Here is a 17,490-nt window from a genome sequence, read left to right on the forward strand (position 1 = left end):
CCCCCGCCCCAAGCCCCCCGTGGCGGGGGTCAGTTGACGGCCTTGATCAGCTCACCGCCTGCGGTGTCGCCGCTCAGCTCCCAGAGGAAGGTGCCGCCCAGGCCCTGCTGGTTCTTGTACGTCATCTTGGTCCCGATGGTCGCCGGGGTGTCGTAACTCCACCAGTCGCTGCCGCACTTGGCGTACGCCGTGCCGCCCACCTTGCCGGTCGCCGGGCACTTGGTCCTGAGCACCTTGTAGTCCTCGATGCCCTGCTCGTAGGTCCCCGCCGCCGGGCCGGTCGCCGTGCCGCCGGGCGCCGCCTGGGTCACCCCGGTCCAGCCGCGGCCGTAGAAGCCGATGCCGAGCAGCAGCTTGGACGCCGGGATGCCGAGGCCCTTCAGCTTGGCGATCGTCGCCGAGGTGGAGAAGTCCGCCTTCGGGATGCCGGAGTAGGAGTTCAGCGGCGAGTGCGGGGCCGTCGGCCCGGTCGCGTCCCAGGCGCCGAAGTAGTCGTACGTCATCGGGTTGTACCAGTCGACGTACTGCGCCGCGCCCGCGTAGTTCGCCGCGTCGATCCTGCCGCCGCTGGTCGCGTCGGCGGTGATCGCGGCGGTGACCAGGGCGCTGCTCCCGAACTTCGAGCGCAGCGCCGCCATCAGGTTCTTGAACGCGTCCCGGCCGCTGGTGTCACAGGTGTTCCCGCAGGCGTTCGGGTACTCCCAGTCGATGTCGATGCCGTCGAAGACACCCGCCCACTTGGAGTTCTTCACCAGGTCGTAGCAGGACTGGGCGAAGGCGGCCGGGTTCCTCGCGGCCTCGCCGAAGCCGCTCGACCAGGTCCAGCCGCCGAAGGACCAGAGGATCTTCAGGTTCGGGTGCTTCTTCTTCAGCTTCAGCAGCTGGTTGAAGTTGCCGCGCAGGGGCTGGTCCCAGGTGTCCGCGACCCCGTCCACCGACTCGGCGGCGGTGTAGGCGCGGTCGGTCGCGGCATACGAGTCGCCCATCGCGCACTTGCCGCCGGTGACGTTGCCGAAGGCGTAGTTGATGTGGGTGAGCTTCGCGGCCGAGCCCGAGGTCTCGACGTTCTTGACCAGGTACTTGCGGTCGTAGATGCCCCATTCCGTGAAGTAGCCGACGACCTTCGAGCCGGCCTGCACCTGGGGAGCGGACGGGGCGGCCGCGGACGCGGTGCCCGCGCCGGCCAGCAGCCCGGCGCCGAGGACGGCACAGCAGACCGCGGAGAGCAGCGCCCGGAACCGGGAGCGGTGAGGGGTGTGCATCGGGTGTCTCCTCCTGGGGGAGAGGGGAAACGCGCGCCGATTGGCATGAACGCGGTAAAGCGTTGGTCATGAACCCTAGGAGGACTAGACCACTCGGGTCAATGGTTCGGACCAATATCGGGGCGGTCGAATGTTGTCCTGGAATTAGAGAAGTAAGCGGTCGTTAACTGGTGACGGAAGGTCCCCGATCGGGCATACTCACTGCGCAGCCGCTGGTCAGCAGCTTCCGTGACCCGGAACGCCGACCGCGGCCGCACTTGAACGACAGGCGGAGCCGCCCCTACCCGACGGGCCGTGACCGCTGGTGCCCGACAGGGAGGAGACCGACGCCATGTCCGACCGCGACCCGCAGCCGGTGGAGCGTCAGCTGCCCACGGAAGAAGCGAGGGACCTGATCTCGCTCGTCCGGGAGATCGCACAGCGTGAGATCGAGCCCCGGGCGGCCGAGGAGGAGGACGCCGGACGCTTCCCGCGCGGAGTCTTCACGCTGCTCTCCGAGTCAGGCCTGCTCGGCCTGCCCTACGACGTCGAGTACGGCGGCGGCGACCAGCCCTACGAGGTGTACCTCCAGGTCCTGGAGGAGCTGGCCAGGGCCCGTCTCACCGTCGGCCTCGGCGTCAGCGTGCACACCCTCGCGAGCTATGCGCTAGCCGCCTACGGCACCAAGCAGCAGCAGGTCGAGCACCTGTCGGCGATACTCGGCGGCGGCCTGCTCGGCGCCTACTGCCTGTCCGAGCCGGCCGCCGGCTCCGACGCCGCCTCCCTGCGCACGAAGGCGGTCAGAGACGGCGACGACTGGGTGATCAACGGCACCAAGGCCTGGATCACGCACGGCGGCATCGCCGACTTCTACACGGTCATGGCCCGCACCGGCGGGGAAGGCTCGCACGGCATCACCGCCTTCCTGGTCCCCGGTGACGCCGAGGGCCTGAGCGGCGCGGTTCCGGAGAAGAAGATGGGCATGAAGGGCTCGCCCACCGCCCAGGTCCACTTCGACGACGTCCGGGTCCCGGACGAGCGGCGGCTCGGCGAGGAGGGCCAGGGCTTCGCCATCGCGCTGTCCGCACTGGACTCCGGCCGGCTCGGCATCGCCGCCTGTGCCATCGGCCTCGCCCAGGCGGCCCTGGACGAGGCGGTCGCCTACGCCACCGGGCGGCGGCAGTTCGGGCACCCCATCTCCGACTTCCAGGGCCTGCGGTTCATGATCGCCGACATGGCCACCCAGATCGAGGCCGGCCGCGCTCTGTACCTGGCGGCGGCCCGGCTGCGGGACGCGGGCCGGCCGTTCGCCAAGCAGGCCGCGATGGCCAAGCTGCACTGCACCGACACCGCGATGAAGGTGACCACCGACGCCGTCCAGATCCTCGGCGGCTACGGCTACACCGCCGACTTCCCGGTCGAGCGCTATATGCGCGAGGCCAAGGTCCTGCAGATCGTCGAGGGCACCAACCAGATCCAGCGGATGGTCATCGCCCGTCATGTGGCGGGACCGGAAAGTCGCTGAACTGCCCGCGTGAGACCGTCGGGGCCGCCAGCCTGACCCACTCCGGGTCGTGGCGGCCCGGCAGGGTGCGGCCCCGGTCGGCCCAGGTCCGCATCAGATCGCGGTAGATGGGCGGATCCTGCGGCGCGGGAGGCGGGGCCGATGCCGCGGGCGGGGGCACGAAGATACGGCGCTGACGGCCGAGGGCGGTGTAGGTGGTCGTCATGCCCGCCCAACGCGGGGGCGGCCGCCCTGGTCACCGATGCCCCGAATCGTGCGTGAGTTCGTGGACGTCCGCTCCCGGATCTGGCCTCCGCCTGTTTTCTGACGTACCGTCAGCCGGACCGTCTCCAGCCCCCGGGGAGGCCCGCCATGGCCGACGACCGTCCCGTACCGCTCGACGAGTACCCGGTGCACCAGGTCCCGCTCTCCATGAAGCACGTCGCCTCCGGGGACCGGAACGCCTACGACCGCTGCATCTTCCACGTCCTCGACCACAGCGGCCGTGCCCTGCTCATCCTCGGCCTCGGCGTCTACCCCAACGTCGGCGTGATCGACGCCTACGCCACCCTGCGCACCGGAGACACCCTGCACGCGGTACGCGCCTCGGACGCGCTCGGCGACGACCGGACGCGGCTGACGGTCGGCCCGCTGCGCATCGAGGTCGAGGAGCCGCTCCGGCGCTTCCGCCTGACCTGCGACGACTCGATCTCGTACGACCTCACCTGGACCGCCGGCTTCCCGGCCCTGTGGGAGCCGCACCACCTGCAACGCCGGGGCGACCGGCTGACGTTGGAGGGCCGCAGGTTCGTGCAGGCCGGGGGAGTGTCCGGGGTGATCAGGGCCGGCGGCGAGGAGTTCCGCGTCGACCCGGCCGGCTGGACCGGCACCCGGGACCGCAGCTGGGGCGTCCGCCCGATACCGGGGGAGGAGGGCGGACGGCTCGCCCAGGAGAAACCGACCGAGGGCTTCCACTGGATCTGGTGCCCGGTCCGCTTCGAGGACCGCTTCCTGATGGTCATCACCCAGGAGGACGCCGACGGCTACCGCACCCTGAACGACGCCACCCTGGTCCGGCCCGGCCACCGCGACCGCCAACTCGGCTGGCCGCGGGCCGAGATCGGCTACCGCTCCGGCACCCGCCATCCGGAGCACGCCGTCGTCCACCTCGGCGACGCGCGGGGGCCCCAGGAACTTGAGGTGGAGATCCTCGCCTCCTCGCCACTCGCGATCGGCGCCGGCTACCCGCCGGCGGACGACTGGCAGCACGGCACCTGGCAGGGCCGCGGCTGGACGGACCGCCGTACCTACGACATGACCGCACCGCACCCCCGCGCGGCCTACGGCGTCACCGACCACTCCGCCCGCTTCCGGCTGGACGGCCGGGTCGGCCACGGCATCTTCGAACACGGCTCGTTCGGCAGACACGATCCGAGCGGCTTCACCGGCTTCGACTCGGTGGCGCCCTGAAGGAGGAGTCCGGGATGACGACGAAACCGCGCCCGCGCACCACGACGCGCGACCCGGAGGACCTCACCCGCCGGCTGACCGCCTGGCTGGACGCCCGGCTCCCCGGCGCCGAGGCCGTCGGCGTGACCGTCCCCGCCTCCAACGGCATGTCCAGCGAGACCCTGCTGTTCGAGATCGAGCACCCGCACCCGCCGCTGCGTGGCTGCGCGTTGAGGCTGGCGGCCGACCCCGCGGCGTACACGGTCTTCCCCTCGTACGACCTCACCCGCCAGTACCGCACCATGCGGCTGGTCGCCGAACACACGGATGTGCCGGTGCCCCGCGTCCTGTGGCTGGAGGAGGACCCCGGACCGCTCGGCGCGCCCTTCTTCGTCATGGAACGGGCCGAGGGCCGCGTCCCACCCGACGTCATGCCCTATACGTACGAAGGGAATTGGCTGTACTCGGCAAGCGATACCGAACGCGAACGACTCGAAGCGGCGACCGTGGGGCTGTTGGCCCGGCTGCACGACCGAGTACTCCTCACCGAGGCGGAGTTCCTCGCCCTCCCCGGGGACGGCGACGCCCTGCACCGGCATGTCGATTCCCAACGCGCCTACTACGACTGGGTGGTGGCCGGACTCGCCCGTTCACCCCTGATCGAGGCCGCGTTCGACCGGCTTGCGGACCTGTGGCCGGACGAACCCGGGACACCGGTCCTCAACTGGGGCGACGCGCGTATCGGGAACGTCGTCTACGACGGCTTCGACCCCGTCGCGGTCCTGGACTGGGAGATGGCGGCACCGGCCCCGCGCGAGGTGGACCTCGGCTGGACCGTCTATCTGCACCGCTTCTTCCAGGACCTCACGGCCGCCTCCGGACAGCCGGGACTGCCCGGGTTCCTGCGCCGCGAACGCGTCGAGGCCCGCTACGCCCGGCTGACCGGCCACACCCCGCGCGACATGGACTTCTACACCCTGTACGCCGCCCTGCGGCACGCGATCGTCATGCTGCGCATCGCCTACCGGCAGGTGTACTTCGGTGAGGTCGCCGTGCCGGCGGATCCGGACACACTGATCCTGCACCACGGCAGTCTGCGCGCCATGGTGCAGGGCAGCTACTGGGATGCGGTGCGGTGACTCAGGCGGCCTGACGGCCGAGGTCACTGCCGCCGAGGCGCATCGCCGGTACGCGCATCGGGCGCGAGCCCGGGCCGCCGACGTGGGAGAAGGGCTGCGTCCGCCAGTCCAGACCCTGCGGGAGGGTGAGCAGGAGGGCGGTGTCCTGTTCCTGCGGCTCGACCGACTCGTCCGCGGACGGGGCCTCGGCCGCCGCACGGCCCGTGCCGGCACAGACCGTGAGACCGAACGGGTTCCACGGCGAGGCGCACAGCGCGTGCTCCGGCAGGAACTCCTCGTCCGCCAGCAGCGCGATCGGCTGCGCACAGTCCGGGCAGATCACCCGGTACATCTCGAAGGTGTCGTACGCGTCCGGTTCCTCGGCCTCGTAGAGGTCGGATTCGACGCCCTCCGGCTCGGGCTCGACGACCAGCTGCGGGCGCTTGGACGTGGTACGACCAGGGCGCTTGAGACTCTGCATGGGTAACTCCCCCTCGGGCTGGGCCGTGACGGCGCTGCGGCCTCGACCACAGCAAGCACTTCCCGTCCGGTCTTGGCCGTAATCACGAGAACATCACGAGGCCTGTTCGGGGGCTGTGGCGTTCGTCACATGCCGCCCGCAGGTGCCCGGTGCGGTGGATTTGTCCCTCAGCAGGCTTACAACCTGCCCTCCGTGACATCACGAACCGGCCATGACCTGGGTCGCCGAGGTATCCCGGGAGATCAGGCGCACTGTAGTTTTTGCGCCATGGAGGAGCTGGACCGTCAAATCGTGCAGCTGCTCGTCAAGGACGGGCGGATGAGCTACACCGACCTGGGCAAGGCCACGGGCCTTTCCACGTCGGCCGTGCACCAGCGGGTGCGCCGGCTGGAACAGCGCGGCGTCATCCGCGGCTATGCCGCGGTCGTCGACCCGGAGGCCATCGGGCTGCCCATGACGGCGTTCATCTCGGTGAAACCGTTCGATCCCAGCGCCCCCGACGACATCGCGGACCGGCTGGCCGGCGTCCCCGAGATCGAGGCGTGCCACAGCGTGGCCGGGGACGAGAACTACATCCTCAAGGTGCGGGTGGCGACCCCGCACGAGCTGGAGGAGCTGCTGGCCAGGCTGCGCGGCCTGGCGGGGGTGTCGACGCGGACGACGGTGGTGCTGTCCACGCCCTACGAGGCGCGGCCGCCGAGGATTTGAGCGCCGCGGCAGGGCCGCCGTGGGCCCGGCCCTCGTTCGCGGAGCGCGGGTGGTTCGTGGCTGGTCGCGCGGTTCCTCCCGCCCCTGGGGTGTCGGCGTCGCCCCCTGTCGAGAGCAGTCGGGGTGAGGCGCGAGACTGTTCCCCATGAGTGAGCGCACCGCCGACCAGCCCGAGACCGTCCTCCTCCGTCGTGGAGAGGTCCACAGTCCCGCCGATCCGTTCGCGACCGCGATGGTCGTGGAGCGTGGACAGGTCGCCTGGGTCGGGTCCGAAGGGGCCGCCGACGCCTTCGCGGACGGGGTCGACGAGGTCGTGGACCTGGACGGGGCTCTGGTCACCCCCGCCTTCACCGACGCCCATGTCCACACCACCTCGACGGGTCTCGCCCTGACCGGGCTCGACCTGTCCGGGGCCGGTTCCCTGGCCGCGGCGCTCGCCCTGGTACGGGACTTCGCCGCCGCCCGCCCGGACGACCGGGTCCTGCTCGGGCACGGCTGGGACGCCTCCCGCTGGTCCGACGGCCGCCCGCCGACCCGCGCCGAGCTGGACGCGGCCACCGGTCGACGCCCGCTCTACCTGTCCCGGATCGACGTCCACTCGGCCGTCGTCAGCACGGCCCTGCTGGACCTGGTCCCCGGTGCGGTCTCCCGGGAGGACGCCCCGCTCATCAGCGACGCCCACCACGCCGTACGCGCCGCCGCGTTCGCGGCCGTGACGCCCGCACAGCGTGCCGAGGCCCAGCGCACCGCCCTCGCGCACGCGGCCTCCCTCGGTATCGGCACCCTCCACGAGTGCGGCGGGCCGAAGATCTCCTCCGAGGACGACTTCACCGGCCTCCTGTGGCTCGCCGCCGAGGCACCCGGACCCCGGGTCGTCGGCTACTGGGCCGAGGAGGATGCCGACAAGGCGCGCGAACTGGGCGCGCTCGGCGCCGCCGGAGACCTCTTCGTCGACGGGGCCCTCGGCTCGCACACGGCCTGCCTGCACGAGCCCTACCGCGACGCCGGCCACACCAGCGGGGCCGCCTACCTGGACGCGGCCGCCGTCGCCGCCCATGTCACCGCCTGCACCGAGGCGGGCCTCCAGGCGGGCTTCCACGCCATCGGGGACGCCGCCGTGAGCGCCGTGGTGGAGGGCGTGCGCGCCGCCGCCGAGAAGGTCGGCCCGGCCCGTGTCCGCGCCGCCCGGCACCGCGTCGAGCACGCCGAGATGCTCACCCCCGAGCACATCGCCGCCTTCGCCGAGTTCGGTCTGATCGCCTCCGTGCAACCCGCCTTCGACGCGCTCTGGGGCGGCGCCGACGGCATGTACGCCCAGCGGCTCGGCGCCGAGCGGGCCCGCACCCTCAACCCCTACGCGGCGCTCCTCAAGGCCGGGGTCCCGCTCGCGTTCGGCTCCGACAGCCCGGTCACCCCGCTCGACCCCTGGGGGACCGTCCGCGCCGCCGCCTTCCATCACACGCCCGAGCACCGGGTCTCCGTACGCGCCGCGTTCACCGCGCACACGCGGGGCGGCTGGCGGGCGATCGGCCGGGACGACGCGGGCGTTCTGGTGCCGGGCGCGCCCGCCGACTACGCGGTCTGGCGCACCGAGGAACTGGTGGTGCAGGCCCCGGACGACCGGGTCGCCCGCTGGTCCACCGACCCGCGCTCCGGCACCCCCGGCCTGCCCGACCTGACCCCCGGCCGCCCGCTGCCGGTCTGTCTGCGCACCGTGGTGGGCGGCCGGACGGTGTTCGTACGACCGGGCGAGTGACCCGGCCGCATTCGTACGGCCGGGCGAGTGATCTCCCGGGGTGGCGCGGCCGCGATCGACGGCCGCCGCTCCGTCGCGCGACCTGCGCATCCTCCGCGCTGACCAGGGGTTTGATGCCGTTTGTGCAGGTCAAACGGCTGTTGACAGCCAACGGCAGCGGGCCGGTAGGTTCGGCCGAGTCCACCACCGGACGCCCGACCGGGGAGCAGTTCGCGCACTCGTCGCAGCGCCGCTGGGTCAGGGACGGGGCCTCGCACCGGGGCAGCGTCACTGGGAGCCAGGCTCAGCGCCCGCGCCGACGAGGGAACGTTCGTTCCGGCCGGTCGGGAGGTGTGACCCGGGTGGGGCCCGGACGCTCAGTAGACAACGGCTTTCGGTCGACCCGCAGCCAGCGGGTCCCAGGTCGGCCCGAAGGGCGCCGGGCCCCCATCCGTAGTCGAACGGGCTGGCGAAATCACGGATGAATGGCACCCGAAACGGGCATCCTTACCCCGTTCTTTCGGAATCGACACCACCACACGAACGAGCTGTCACGTCAGTGCAGGCTGTGGCCACTATGGTGGACCCCTGCGTACGACATGAAGGGGCAGCAGTGAACGACGGCGACGGGACCCTCGCGGCACAGGCCCAGGAGAGGCGGTTCGGCCCGCTCGGCACGGCCTTGGTGATCATCCCCACGTACAACGAGGCGGAGAACATCAAGTCCATCGTCGGCCGGGTGCGCCAGGCCGTCCCCGAGGCGCACGTCCTGGTGGCGGACGACAACAGCCCCGACGGCACCGGCAAGCTCGCCGACGAACTGGCCGCCGAGGACGACCATGTCCAGGTGCTGCACCGCAAGGGCAAGGAAGGCCTGGGGGCCGCCTATCTCGCGGGCTTCCGCTGGGGCATGGACAACGGCTACGGCGTGCTCATCGAGATGGACGCCGACGGCTCCCACCAGCCGGAGGAGCTGCCCCGCCTGCTGACCGCGCTGAAGAGTGCCGACCTGGTGCTCGGCTCCCGCTGGGTGCCCGGTGGCCGGGTGGTGAACTGGCCCAAGTCCCGCGAGTTCATCTCCCGGGGCGGTTCTCTCTACTCCCGCCTCGCGCTCGACCTCCCGCTGCGGGACATCACCGGCGGTTACCGCGCCTTCCGCCGCGAGACCCTGGAGGGCCTGGGGCTCGACGAGGTCGCGTCGCAGGGCTACTGCTTCCAGGTCGACCTGGCCCGCCGGGCGATCAAAGCCGGCTTCCATGTCGTCGAGGTGCCCATCACCTTCGTCGAGCGGGAGCTGGGCGACTCCAAGATGAGCCGCGACATCATGGTGGAGGCCCTGTGGCGGGTCACGTCGTGGGGTGTCACCGAGCGGCTGGGCAAGATCACCGGTAAGGGCAGGCGGTCCTAGCCGGTACGGCCAGGCGGTCCTAGCCGGTACAGCGGGCGCCGCCGCCACGTCGGGGGCCCGGGAACCGCACGGTTCCGGTTGATCATCCCCTTATCCCGCACTGAGCCGGGCCCAGGCACACTGGGAGCATGACGACTGGCGCGCAGATCCCTCCGCGGACCACCCGGCCCCGGCGTTCCCGGCTCGGCAGATATCTGCCGCTGGGTCTCGCCGCATGGCTGGTGCTGGAGATCTGGCTGCTGACGGTGGTCGCCGGCGCGGCGGGCGGTGCGACCGTGTTCCTGCTGCTGGTGGCGGGCTTCGTCGCCGGGGCCGTGGTCATCAAGCGAGCCGGGCGCCGTGCCTTCCAGAACCTCAACGAGGCGATCCAGCGCGGCGGCTCACCCGAGCGCGGCGGTGGCAACGGCCTGATGATGCTGGGCGGCCTGCTCCTCATGATCCCCGGCCTGGTCTCCGACGCCCTCGGCCTGCTGCTCCTGCTGCCGCCGGTCCAGAAGGCGGTCTCCCGCCTCACCGAACGCACCCTCGACCGAAAGCTCCGCGCGTCCGCACCCGGCACCCTGGGCGACGCCTTCCAGCAGGCCCGCATCCGCCGTCCCGACGGCAAGGTGGTCCAAGGCGAGGTGATCGTCCGGAACGACGGTCCGGGGCCGGGCGACGAGCCGACGGGGGAGCGGCCGCCGCTGACCCGCTGAGGGCGGTCGAGGCGCCGGTCGTCCCGGCCGAGACCGCGGAGCCAAAACCGAGGGCGCCGCACGTTCGGTGAACGTGCGGCGCCCTCGGTCTGTTGTGTCGCTATGCAGACTTACGGCTGTCCCTCGGATGAATCGCGATGTTCATCGCGCCGGAGCGCAGAACCGCCAGACGCTCCTCGAGGACCTCTTCGAGTTCCTCACGGGTGCGTCGCTCCATCAGCATGTCCCAGTGGGTACGCGCGGGCTTGGCCTTCTTCTCTTCAGGGCCGTCGCCGTCCACGAGGAGTGCCTGGGCCCCGCAGACCTTGCACTCCCACTCCGGCGGGATCTCCGCCTCGACCGAGAAGGGCATCTCGAACCGGTGCCCCTTCTCGCATGCGTACTCCACGGCCTGGCGCGGGGCCAGGTCGATACCGCGGTCCGTCTCGTAGCTGGTCACTACGAGGCGCGTACCGCGAAGAGCTCGCTCACTCATGAATCGTGCCTCCCGGGCTTGTCGCCCACAGGACAGGTGTCGCTGTCGTCGTCATCCGGTCAACGTCCGGTCGGCGGTAAAGATTCCCGTTCCGGGTCATGCGTCGCCGTCGTAGCCGCCCCTTGTTGTACCCACCAGCGCCCGGTTTGTCACATCTGCTAACAGATGTCACCCAGCGTTTCTGCATCTTTGACGCGCAGTAACGGTACGCCTGGCAGGCCAAACGCGTACACTACCGCTCTTCCGCGTTGAACGCTAAATCTTCCTGCTGGATCTTCCGCTAGACCTTCTGCGGAACCGGGTTGCCGGCCTCACCGATCGCCTGCCGCACCGGAACCCGCGCGAGCAGCGCGAACCCGATGACGAAGAAGACCACCAGCGAGATGATCGCCGAGCGGTAGCTCCCGGTGAGCTGGAAGGTGATCCCGAACAACAGAGGTCCCAGCCAGCTCATCCCCCGATCGCTCATCTCGTACGCCGCGAAGTACTCGGCTTCTTTGCCGGGCGGCACGAGATGCGAGAACAGGGAGCGGGACAGGGCCTGGCTGCCGCCGAGGACGAGACCGATACCGGCCGCGAGGACGAAGAACCACACCGGCGCCCCGGCCGGCAGGAAGTACCCGGCCGCCAGCGTCACCGTCCACGCCACCAGCGACCCGAGGATCGTGCGCTTGGCCCCGTACCGCCTCGCGAGCCGCCCCATCGTCAGGGCGCCGGCCACCGCCAGCACCTGGACCAGCAGGACGGCCCCGATGAGCGTCGACTGGCCGAGCCCGAGCTCCTCGGAGCCGTAGACGGACGCCTGGGAGATCACGGTCTGGATGCCGTCGTTGTAGACGAGGTACGCCAGCAGGAAGGAGAGCGTCAGCGGATGGCGGCGCATGTCCCGGACGGTCGCCCTGAGTTGACGCAGCCCCGGCGCCGTCGCCTCGGCCGCCCGGCCGGCCCGGTCGCGCAGCCGGCGCAGCGGTACGAGGGTGAAGACGCCCCACCACAGACCCGCCGCGGCCAGGCAGATGCGCACCGCCTCCGTCTCCGAGAGGCCGAAGGAGTCGTGCGCGGAGTACAGGACCAGGTTGGCTATCAGCACCAGGGAACCGGCCGCGTAGCCGAAGGCCCAGCCCCGGGAGGAGATCGTGTCGCGTTCCTCGGGCGGGGCGATCTGCGGGAGATAGGAGTTGTAGAGCATCAGGGCGACGGACTGGGCCGCGTTCGCCACGATCAGCAGCAGCCCGCCGAGCAGATAGCGGTCGCCGTCGAGGAAGAACATGCCCGTGGTCGCCAGGGCCCCGGTGTACGCGGCCGCGCCGAGCAGCCGCTTCTTGCGGCCCGTGCGGTCGGCCACGCTGCCCACCAGGGGCATCAGCACGACCGCCAGGATCACCGACAGGGAGACCGAGTAGGCGAAGAAGGAGCCTGACCGGACCGGGATGCCGAGCGGGTGCACATAGCCGTCCGCGTCGGCCGCGTGGTCGGCGACCGACGTGAGGTACGGGCCGAGGAACACGGTGAGCACGCTCGTCGAGTAGACCGAGCACGCCCAGTCGTAGAAGTACCAGCCGCGCTGTTCGCGCCGCAGCCCGGCGACCTCGTCCGAGGCCCCCGTCCGCACGGTTTCGGTGCCCACCCGTGCCCTCGCCTTTCCCGCAGCAGTGCCGTCGCGCGTCTCAGACCCAGACGCCGCGGTCCTGCATGACCTCACGCAACGTGTCGATGTGATCGGTCATGATGCCATCGACTCCCAGGTCCAGGAGCCGGTGCATCCGCTCGGGTTCGTTGATGGTCCACACGTGGACGTGCAACCCGCGCGCGTGGGCGGCGCGGACGAAGCGGCGGTCGACGACCGGCACACCCGACTGCGACTCGGGTACCTGCGCGGCGACCGCCGACCGGCGCACCGAGGCGGGCAGTCCCCAGGAGCGCAGCCGCAGTCCGACCACACCGCGGGTGCCGAACGAGGTGGCCAGCCGCGGCCCGGCGATGCGCTGCGCCCGCAGCACCCGCGCCTCGGAGAACGAGCCGACGCACACCCGGTCGTAGGAGTCCGTCCGGTCGATCAGGTCCAGCAGCGGCCGCAGCGCCGGCTCCGCCTTGGCGTCCACGTTCCAGCGGACGCCGGGGAATTCCTCGAGGAGTTCCTCGAAGAGGGGGAGCGGCTCGCGGCCCGCCACGCGCGCGTGCCGTACGTCCTCCCACGGCAGGTCGCCGATCCGGCCCGCCCCGTCGGTGACCCGGTCCAGGGTGTCGTCGTGGAAGGCGACGAGCCTGCCGTCCGCCGTGGCGTGCACATCGGTCTCGATGTACCGGTAGCCGAGCTCCACGGCGCGCCGGAACTGCGCCACGGTGTTCTCCAGGCCGTCCGCGGCCCCGCCACGGTGGGCGAAGGCGATGGGGCCGGGGTGGTCCAGGTACGGGTGGCGTATCAGCGTGCTCACGGGCGAAGTATGGCCTGCTCCGATGACCGCTTGGCAACGACGGTGCTGCCTGGGGATGCCACCGGAACGGCGAACACCTTCAGGAACAGCTGGGCGAGGGGCCCGATGGACACGGCGTAGAGCAGGGTCCCGACGCCGATGGTCCCGCCGAGCACGAAACCCGTGACGACCACCGCGACCTCGATCGCCGTCCGGATCAGCCGGATCGAACGTCCGGTACGGCGGTGCAGCCCCGTCATCAGACCGTCCCGGGGACCCGGCCCGAAGCTCGCCGCGATGTACAGCCCGGTCGCCGCGCCATTGAGTACGATCCCCGCCGCCATCAGCGGAATCCGCACGGCGAACGCGTGTGCGCCGGGGACGACGGCGAGTGTGGCGTTCATGGCGAGGCCGATGACGAACACGTTGGAGACCGTGCCGAGGCCCGGGCGCTGGCGCAGGGGGATCCACAGCAGCAGCACGGCCGCGCCCACGACGATCGACACCGTGCCGATGCTCAGCCCGACGTGCTCGGCGAGCCCCTGGTGGAGCACGCCCCAGGGCTCCAGCCCCAGGCCCGCCTCGACGAGAAGCCCGGAACTCACGCCGTACAGGGTGAGCCCCGCATAGAGCTGGATCAGCCGTCGCCCGAGCCGGCCTCGCGTGGACAAGAGGTACCCCCTGCTGGTGATGGTGGACTGGTTCATGTCACTCTGTGGCTTGGGAGCAAAAGCCATCCATGGCCAATTCGGGGAAGGTGGACTGATTCTCATGGCGCAGTGGACCTCGGCGGTGGGCGCCGCACAGCTCGGCCGGCTGCTCAACTCGCAGCAGGACCGCCCGGCCGGCGCCGGCACCCGACGCCCGCCCGCCTACCGCGCGCTCGCCGACGGCATCCGCCTGCTGGTCCTCGAAGGGCGCGTCCCGGTCGCCGCCCGGCTGCCCGCCGAACGCGAACTGGCCCTCGCCCTGTCCGTCAGCCGTACGACCGTGGCGGCGGCGTACGAGGCGCTGCGCGCGGAGGGATTCCTGGAGTCCCGTCGCGGCGCCGGCAGCTGGACCGCCGTCCCCGCGGGAAACCCGCTGCCGGCCCGCGGACTCGAACCCCTGCCGCCCGAGGCCCTCGGCTCGGTGATCGACCTCGGCACCGCCGCCCTGCCCGCGCCCGAACCGTGGCTGACCCGTGCGGTCCAGGGCGCCCTGGAGGAACTCCCGCCGTACGCCCACACGCACGGCGACTACCCGGCCGGGATCCCGGTGCTCCGCGCGATGATCGCGGAGCGCTACACCGCGCGCGGCATCCCCACGATGCCCGAGCAGATCATGGTCACCACCGGTGCGATGGGCGCGATCGACGCGATCTGCCATCTCTTCGGCGGCCGCGGCGAGCGCATCGCCGTCGAGTCGCCCTCCTACGCCAACATCCTCCAGCTGATGCGGGAGGCCGGCGCCCGGCTGGTCCCCGTGGCGATGGCGGAGGGCCTCACCGGCTGGGACATGGACCGCTGGCGCCAGGTCCTGCGGGAGGCGGCGCCCCGGATCGCGTATGTCGTCGCCGACTTCCACAACCCCACCGGGGCGCTCGCCGACGAGGACCAGCGCCGCCGGCTGGTCGACGCGGCCCGCTCGGCGGGCACGGTGCTGGTCGCCGACGAGACGATGAGCGAGCTGTGGCTGGACGAGGGGGTCGAGATGCCCCGCCCGGTCTGCGGCTTCGACCCGGCCGGTTCGACCGTGGTCACCGTGGGATCCGCCAGCAAGGCGTTCTGGGCGGGCATGCGCATCGGATGGGTGCGGGCGGCTCCGGACGTCATCCGCAGCCTGGTCGCCGCGCGGGCCTACGCCGACCTGGGGACGCCGGTGCTGGAGCAGCTGGCGGTGAACTGGCTGTTCGGCACGGGGGGCTGGGAGCACGCGGTCGAGCTGCGCCGGATCCAGGCCCGCCAGAACCGGGACGACCTGCTGACCGCGGTACGGCGGGAGCTGCCGAACTGGGAGTTCGAGGTCCCGCGGGGCGGCCTGACGTTGTGGGTCCGGGCGGGCGGGCTGTCCGGCTCGCGGCTGGCGGAGGCGGGGGAGCGGGTCGGGGTGCGGGTGCCGTCCGGGCCGCGGTTCGGGGTCGACGGTGCCTTCGAGGGCTATGTGCGGCTTCCGTTCACCGTGGGCGGAGCGGTGGCGGAGGAGGCGGCGGCCCGACTGGCCGCGGCGGCGCGGTTGGTGGAGGCCGGTGCCTCCGGCGGGGGCGAGGCGCCGAGGACGTTCGTGGCGTAGGCGGTTGTCCGGCTGCGGGCGGGTGGGGGCCGGTCGCGCAGTTCCCCGCGCCCCTGAAGGGGCGACTGCAGCGCGCCGTGAGGGGCGCGGGGAACTGCGCGATCAGCCCCCCGCGACCCGCAGCCGGACGACCACCGCCTGCCTCAGGCTTCGGAGACGGCCGCCTCCATCGATACCGGCTGCTCCGTCGGCTCACTCCGCGGCGGCAACAGGTCCAGCACCGCCTGCCGGTCCGCGTCGCTCGTCGCGTCGTCGTACGGGTCCGGTGTGGCCGGCACCTGGAGCCGCAGTACCGGACCGTGGCCCAGCCGGGCATAGCCCCGGCCCGGCGGCATGTGGGCCAACGGCGTCGTGTGCGGCGGTGCCCCCAGCGCCGCCTCCAGCTCGTCCGGCAGCGCCGGCCCGAGCACGACACGCGCGCGCGTGTGCTGTCGTAGCGCCTCGCTCACCGCATCCGTGCTGTCGAGGTGCTCGGCGACCACCACGGTGACGTTCGCCGCGCGGCCGTGCCGCAGGGGGGTCTGGAGCAGGGCCTGCGGATCCTGGTGGCCGTTCGCCGAGGCCAGGTGGACGAAGGAGCCGGGGCGGTCCAGCAGGATCCACAGCGGGCGCCGGCAGTCGTCCGGCGGCGGATGGCCGGCCTGCCGTGCGCCGTTGAGGGCGATCAGGCGGCGTTCCGTCTCGTGGGCGGCCCATTCGAGGCTGGCCAGCGCCCCGGCGAGACCGCACTCCACGGCGAGGACCCCGTCCCGGCCGGAGAGGCACGCGTACTCGCCGGTGCCGCCGCTCTCGATGATCAGCACGTCGCCGTACTGGAGCGCCTGCAGGGCGACGGAGCGCAGCAGGGTCGAGGTGCCGCTGCCGGGGCGGCCCATGACCAGCAGATGGGGTTCGGTGGAGCGGGCGCCGGTGCGCCAGACGACCGGCGGGACGTCCCGCTGCTCCTCGCCGTAGGTGAGCGGGAGCGTGCGCTGTACCTCGCTGGGGTCGGTGAAGCCCAGGACCGTCTCGCCCGGCGCGGTGACGAACCGCTGGGCCGCGATGTCGGTGGGCAGCGGGGCCAGGGCGGTCACCGTGAGCCGGTTGCCCTCCTCGTCCCACGAGAAGTGGTACTCGCGGCCGCGCCCGGACTTCGCGGTGAGCAGGTACTCGATCCGGGCCCGGGCGTCGGGCTCGCCGTCCGGGAAGTACGCGGGGTAGCGGATCAGCAGCTGGCCGATCCGGTCGGCGTCGTCGAACTCGTGGGAGAGGAAGGCCTTCTCCCACTCCCCGCCGTGCGCGTACAGCGGCGCCGGGTCCTCGGCGGCCGAGAAGTACGGCACCAGGGCCTCGTACAGGGACTGGAGCCGCTGGGTCTGCGACTCGTCGGGGCCCTCCGGCGGGGGTGGGGTGCGGTCGCGGCCGTGCCAGGCGCTCGCCGCCATCAGGGTGATGACGGCGAGCAGGGGTCCGTACGGCACCAGGGCCACGACCAGGACGACCGAGGCCACCAGGAACAGCAGCGGGCCACGCTTGTCCTTGGGGGTCTCCGCCCACCTGTGCCGTCCGGCCGAGGCCAGCCGGCCCAGTCCGCGCGTGACGGTGATGAGCGGATGGAGGACGTCGGTGGCGTTGTCGGCGGCCGTCCGGGCCAGCTCCCTGCTCCGGGCGAGCTGCGCGGTGCCGTTGCTCAGAATGCGGGGGAGAGGGCGCCGGGCCACTGCTGTCTCCTGAAGGTGCGTAGGGACGGGAGGGGCGTCGTCAGAACTTGATCCCGCCGAGCAGGCTCGCAAGGCTCTCGCCGCCTGCCTTGATGCTCGGTGCGATGGCCGTGCTGGCGAGATAGAACCCGAAGAGTGCCGAGACCGTGGCGTGCGACGGCTTCAGTCCGTCCTTGCGGAAGAAGAGGAAGACGACGATGCCGAGCACGATGACGCCTGAGATGGAGAGGATCATTTGAGATCTCCTGGTGTCGAAGGGGGACAGTCACCATGAGTTCTTCCAGGATCACA

At 71.7% G+C, this 17,490-nt stretch carries 16 protein-coding genes; 8 read left to right on the top strand and 8 right to left on the bottom strand.

Features of this window, described 5'->3' with window-relative positions; all coding sequences use genetic code 11:
• Window positions 1-29 precede the first annotated feature (29 nt).
• Window positions 30-1,262 (bottom strand): glycoside hydrolase family 18 protein, encoded by a 1,233-nt coding sequence (locus ACWDGI_RS15595; protein ID WP_450759194.1) that lies wholly within the window; start codon window positions 1,260-1,262, stop codon window positions 30-32.
• A 331-nt stretch (window positions 1,263-1,593) separates the two neighbouring features.
• Between ACWDGI_RS15595 and ACWDGI_RS15600 the strand changes: the two genes are divergently transcribed.
• The 3 genes from ACWDGI_RS15600 (at window position 1,594) to ACWDGI_RS15610 (ending at window position 5,333) form a co-directional block, all read left to right on the top strand.
• Window positions 1,594-2,766 (top strand): acyl-CoA dehydrogenase, encoded by a 1,173-nt coding sequence (locus tag ACWDGI_RS15600; protein WP_450759195.1) that lies wholly within the window; start codon window positions 1,594-1,596, stop codon window positions 2,764-2,766.
• 351 nt (window positions 2,767-3,117) lie between these two features.
• Window positions 3,118-4,215, top strand: coding sequence for a hypothetical protein (locus ACWDGI_RS15605; RefSeq protein ID WP_450759197.1), 1,098 nt, complete (start codon window positions 3,118-3,120; stop codon window positions 4,213-4,215).
• Window positions 4,216-4,229: 14 nt separating this feature from the next.
• Window positions 4,230-5,333, top strand: coding sequence for a phosphotransferase family protein (locus tag ACWDGI_RS15610; RefSeq protein ID WP_450759199.1), 1,104 nt, complete (start codon window positions 4,230-4,232; stop codon window positions 5,331-5,333).
• Window position 5,334: 1 nt separating this feature from the next.
• Here ACWDGI_RS15610 and ACWDGI_RS15615 read toward each other — a convergent pair whose 3' ends face one another.
• Entirely contained in the window at window positions 5,335-5,793 is a 459-nt protein-coding gene (locus ACWDGI_RS15615) for a hypothetical protein (RefSeq protein WP_450759201.1), read from the bottom strand.
• Window positions 5,794-6,060: 267 nt separating this feature from the next.
• On the opposite strand from ACWDGI_RS15615, the gene ACWDGI_RS15620 reads away from it, so the two are divergent.
• The 4 genes from ACWDGI_RS15620 to fxsA all read left to right on the top strand — a co-directional run bounded on the left by ACWDGI_RS15620 (window position 6,061) and on the right by fxsA (window position 10,339).
• Window positions 6,061-6,501, top strand: coding sequence for an Lrp/AsnC family transcriptional regulator (locus tag ACWDGI_RS15620; protein WP_450759203.1), 441 nt, complete (start codon window positions 6,061-6,063; stop codon window positions 6,499-6,501).
• Between the two features lie 145 nt (window positions 6,502-6,646).
• Complete coding sequence (locus ACWDGI_RS15625) at window positions 6,647-8,257, top strand: amidohydrolase (protein WP_450759205.1); 1,611 nt, start codon at window positions 6,647-6,649, stop codon at window positions 8,255-8,257.
• A gap of 592 nt (window positions 8,258-8,849) precedes the next feature.
• Window positions 8,850-9,644, top strand: a complete 795-nt coding sequence (locus ACWDGI_RS15630; RefSeq protein WP_450759206.1) for a polyprenol monophosphomannose synthase — start codon at window positions 8,850-8,852, stop codon at window positions 9,642-9,644.
• Between the two features lie 128 nt (window positions 9,645-9,772).
• Window positions 9,773-10,339 carry an FxsA family membrane protein gene (gene fxsA / locus ACWDGI_RS15635; protein ID WP_450759208.1) on the top strand — a complete coding sequence of 189 codons (567 nt, stop codon included), beginning with the start codon at window positions 9,773-9,775 and terminating at the stop codon, window positions 10,337-10,339.
• Window positions 10,340-10,439: 100 nt separating this feature from the next.
• Here the strand turns inward: fxsA and ACWDGI_RS15640 are convergent, their stop codons facing one another.
• The 4 genes from ACWDGI_RS15640 to yczE all read right to left on the bottom strand — a co-directional run bounded on the left by ACWDGI_RS15640 (window position 10,440) and on the right by yczE (window position 13,935).
• Window positions 10,440-10,814: an RNA polymerase-binding protein RbpA gene (locus ACWDGI_RS15640; RefSeq protein ID WP_010046329.1), complete on the bottom strand. Its 375-nt coding sequence runs from the start codon at window positions 10,812-10,814 to the stop codon at window positions 10,440-10,442.
• A 280-nt stretch (window positions 10,815-11,094) separates the two neighbouring features.
• Window positions 11,095-12,441, bottom strand: a complete 1,347-nt coding sequence (locus ACWDGI_RS15645; RefSeq protein WP_450759210.1) for an MFS transporter — start codon at window positions 12,439-12,441, stop codon at window positions 11,095-11,097.
• Between the two features lie 40 nt (window positions 12,442-12,481).
• Window positions 12,482-13,249 carry a glycerophosphodiester phosphodiesterase gene (locus ACWDGI_RS15650; RefSeq protein ID WP_450759212.1) on the bottom strand — a complete coding sequence of 256 codons (768 nt, stop codon included), beginning with the start codon at window positions 13,247-13,249 and terminating at the stop codon, window positions 12,482-12,484.
• A complete protein-coding gene (yczE, locus tag ACWDGI_RS15655) occupies window positions 13,246-13,935 on the bottom strand; it encodes a membrane protein YczE (protein ID WP_450759214.1) in 690 nt (229 codons plus the stop codon). Before yczE ends, ACWDGI_RS15650 begins: the two co-directional genes overlap by 4 nt.
• Before the next feature lie 64 nt (window positions 13,936-13,999).
• Between yczE and ACWDGI_RS15660 the strand changes: the two genes are divergently transcribed.
• The gene (locus ACWDGI_RS15660) at window positions 14,000-15,499 is read left to right on the top strand and encodes an SCO1417 family MocR-like transcription factor (RefSeq protein ID WP_450759216.1); all 1,500 of its coding nucleotides are present in this window, start codon (window positions 14,000-14,002) and stop codon (window positions 15,497-15,499) included.
• Window positions 15,500-15,642: 143 nt separating this feature from the next.
• On the opposite strand, the gene ACWDGI_RS15665 is transcribed toward ACWDGI_RS15660, so the two are convergent.
• Both ACWDGI_RS15665 and ACWDGI_RS15670 read right to left on the bottom strand, forming a co-directional pair.
• Window positions 15,643-17,199, bottom strand: coding sequence for an ATP-binding protein (locus tag ACWDGI_RS15665; RefSeq protein ID WP_450759218.1), 1,557 nt, complete (start codon window positions 17,197-17,199; stop codon window positions 15,643-15,645).
• Window positions 17,200-17,239: 40 nt separating this feature from the next.
• Complete coding sequence (locus ACWDGI_RS15670) at window positions 17,240-17,434, bottom strand: hypothetical protein (protein WP_189268091.1); 195 nt, start codon at window positions 17,432-17,434, stop codon at window positions 17,240-17,242.
• Between the last annotated feature and the right edge of the window lie 56 nt (window positions 17,435-17,490).

It is taken from the genome of Streptomyces sp. NPDC001220 (genome assembly GCF_053597895.1).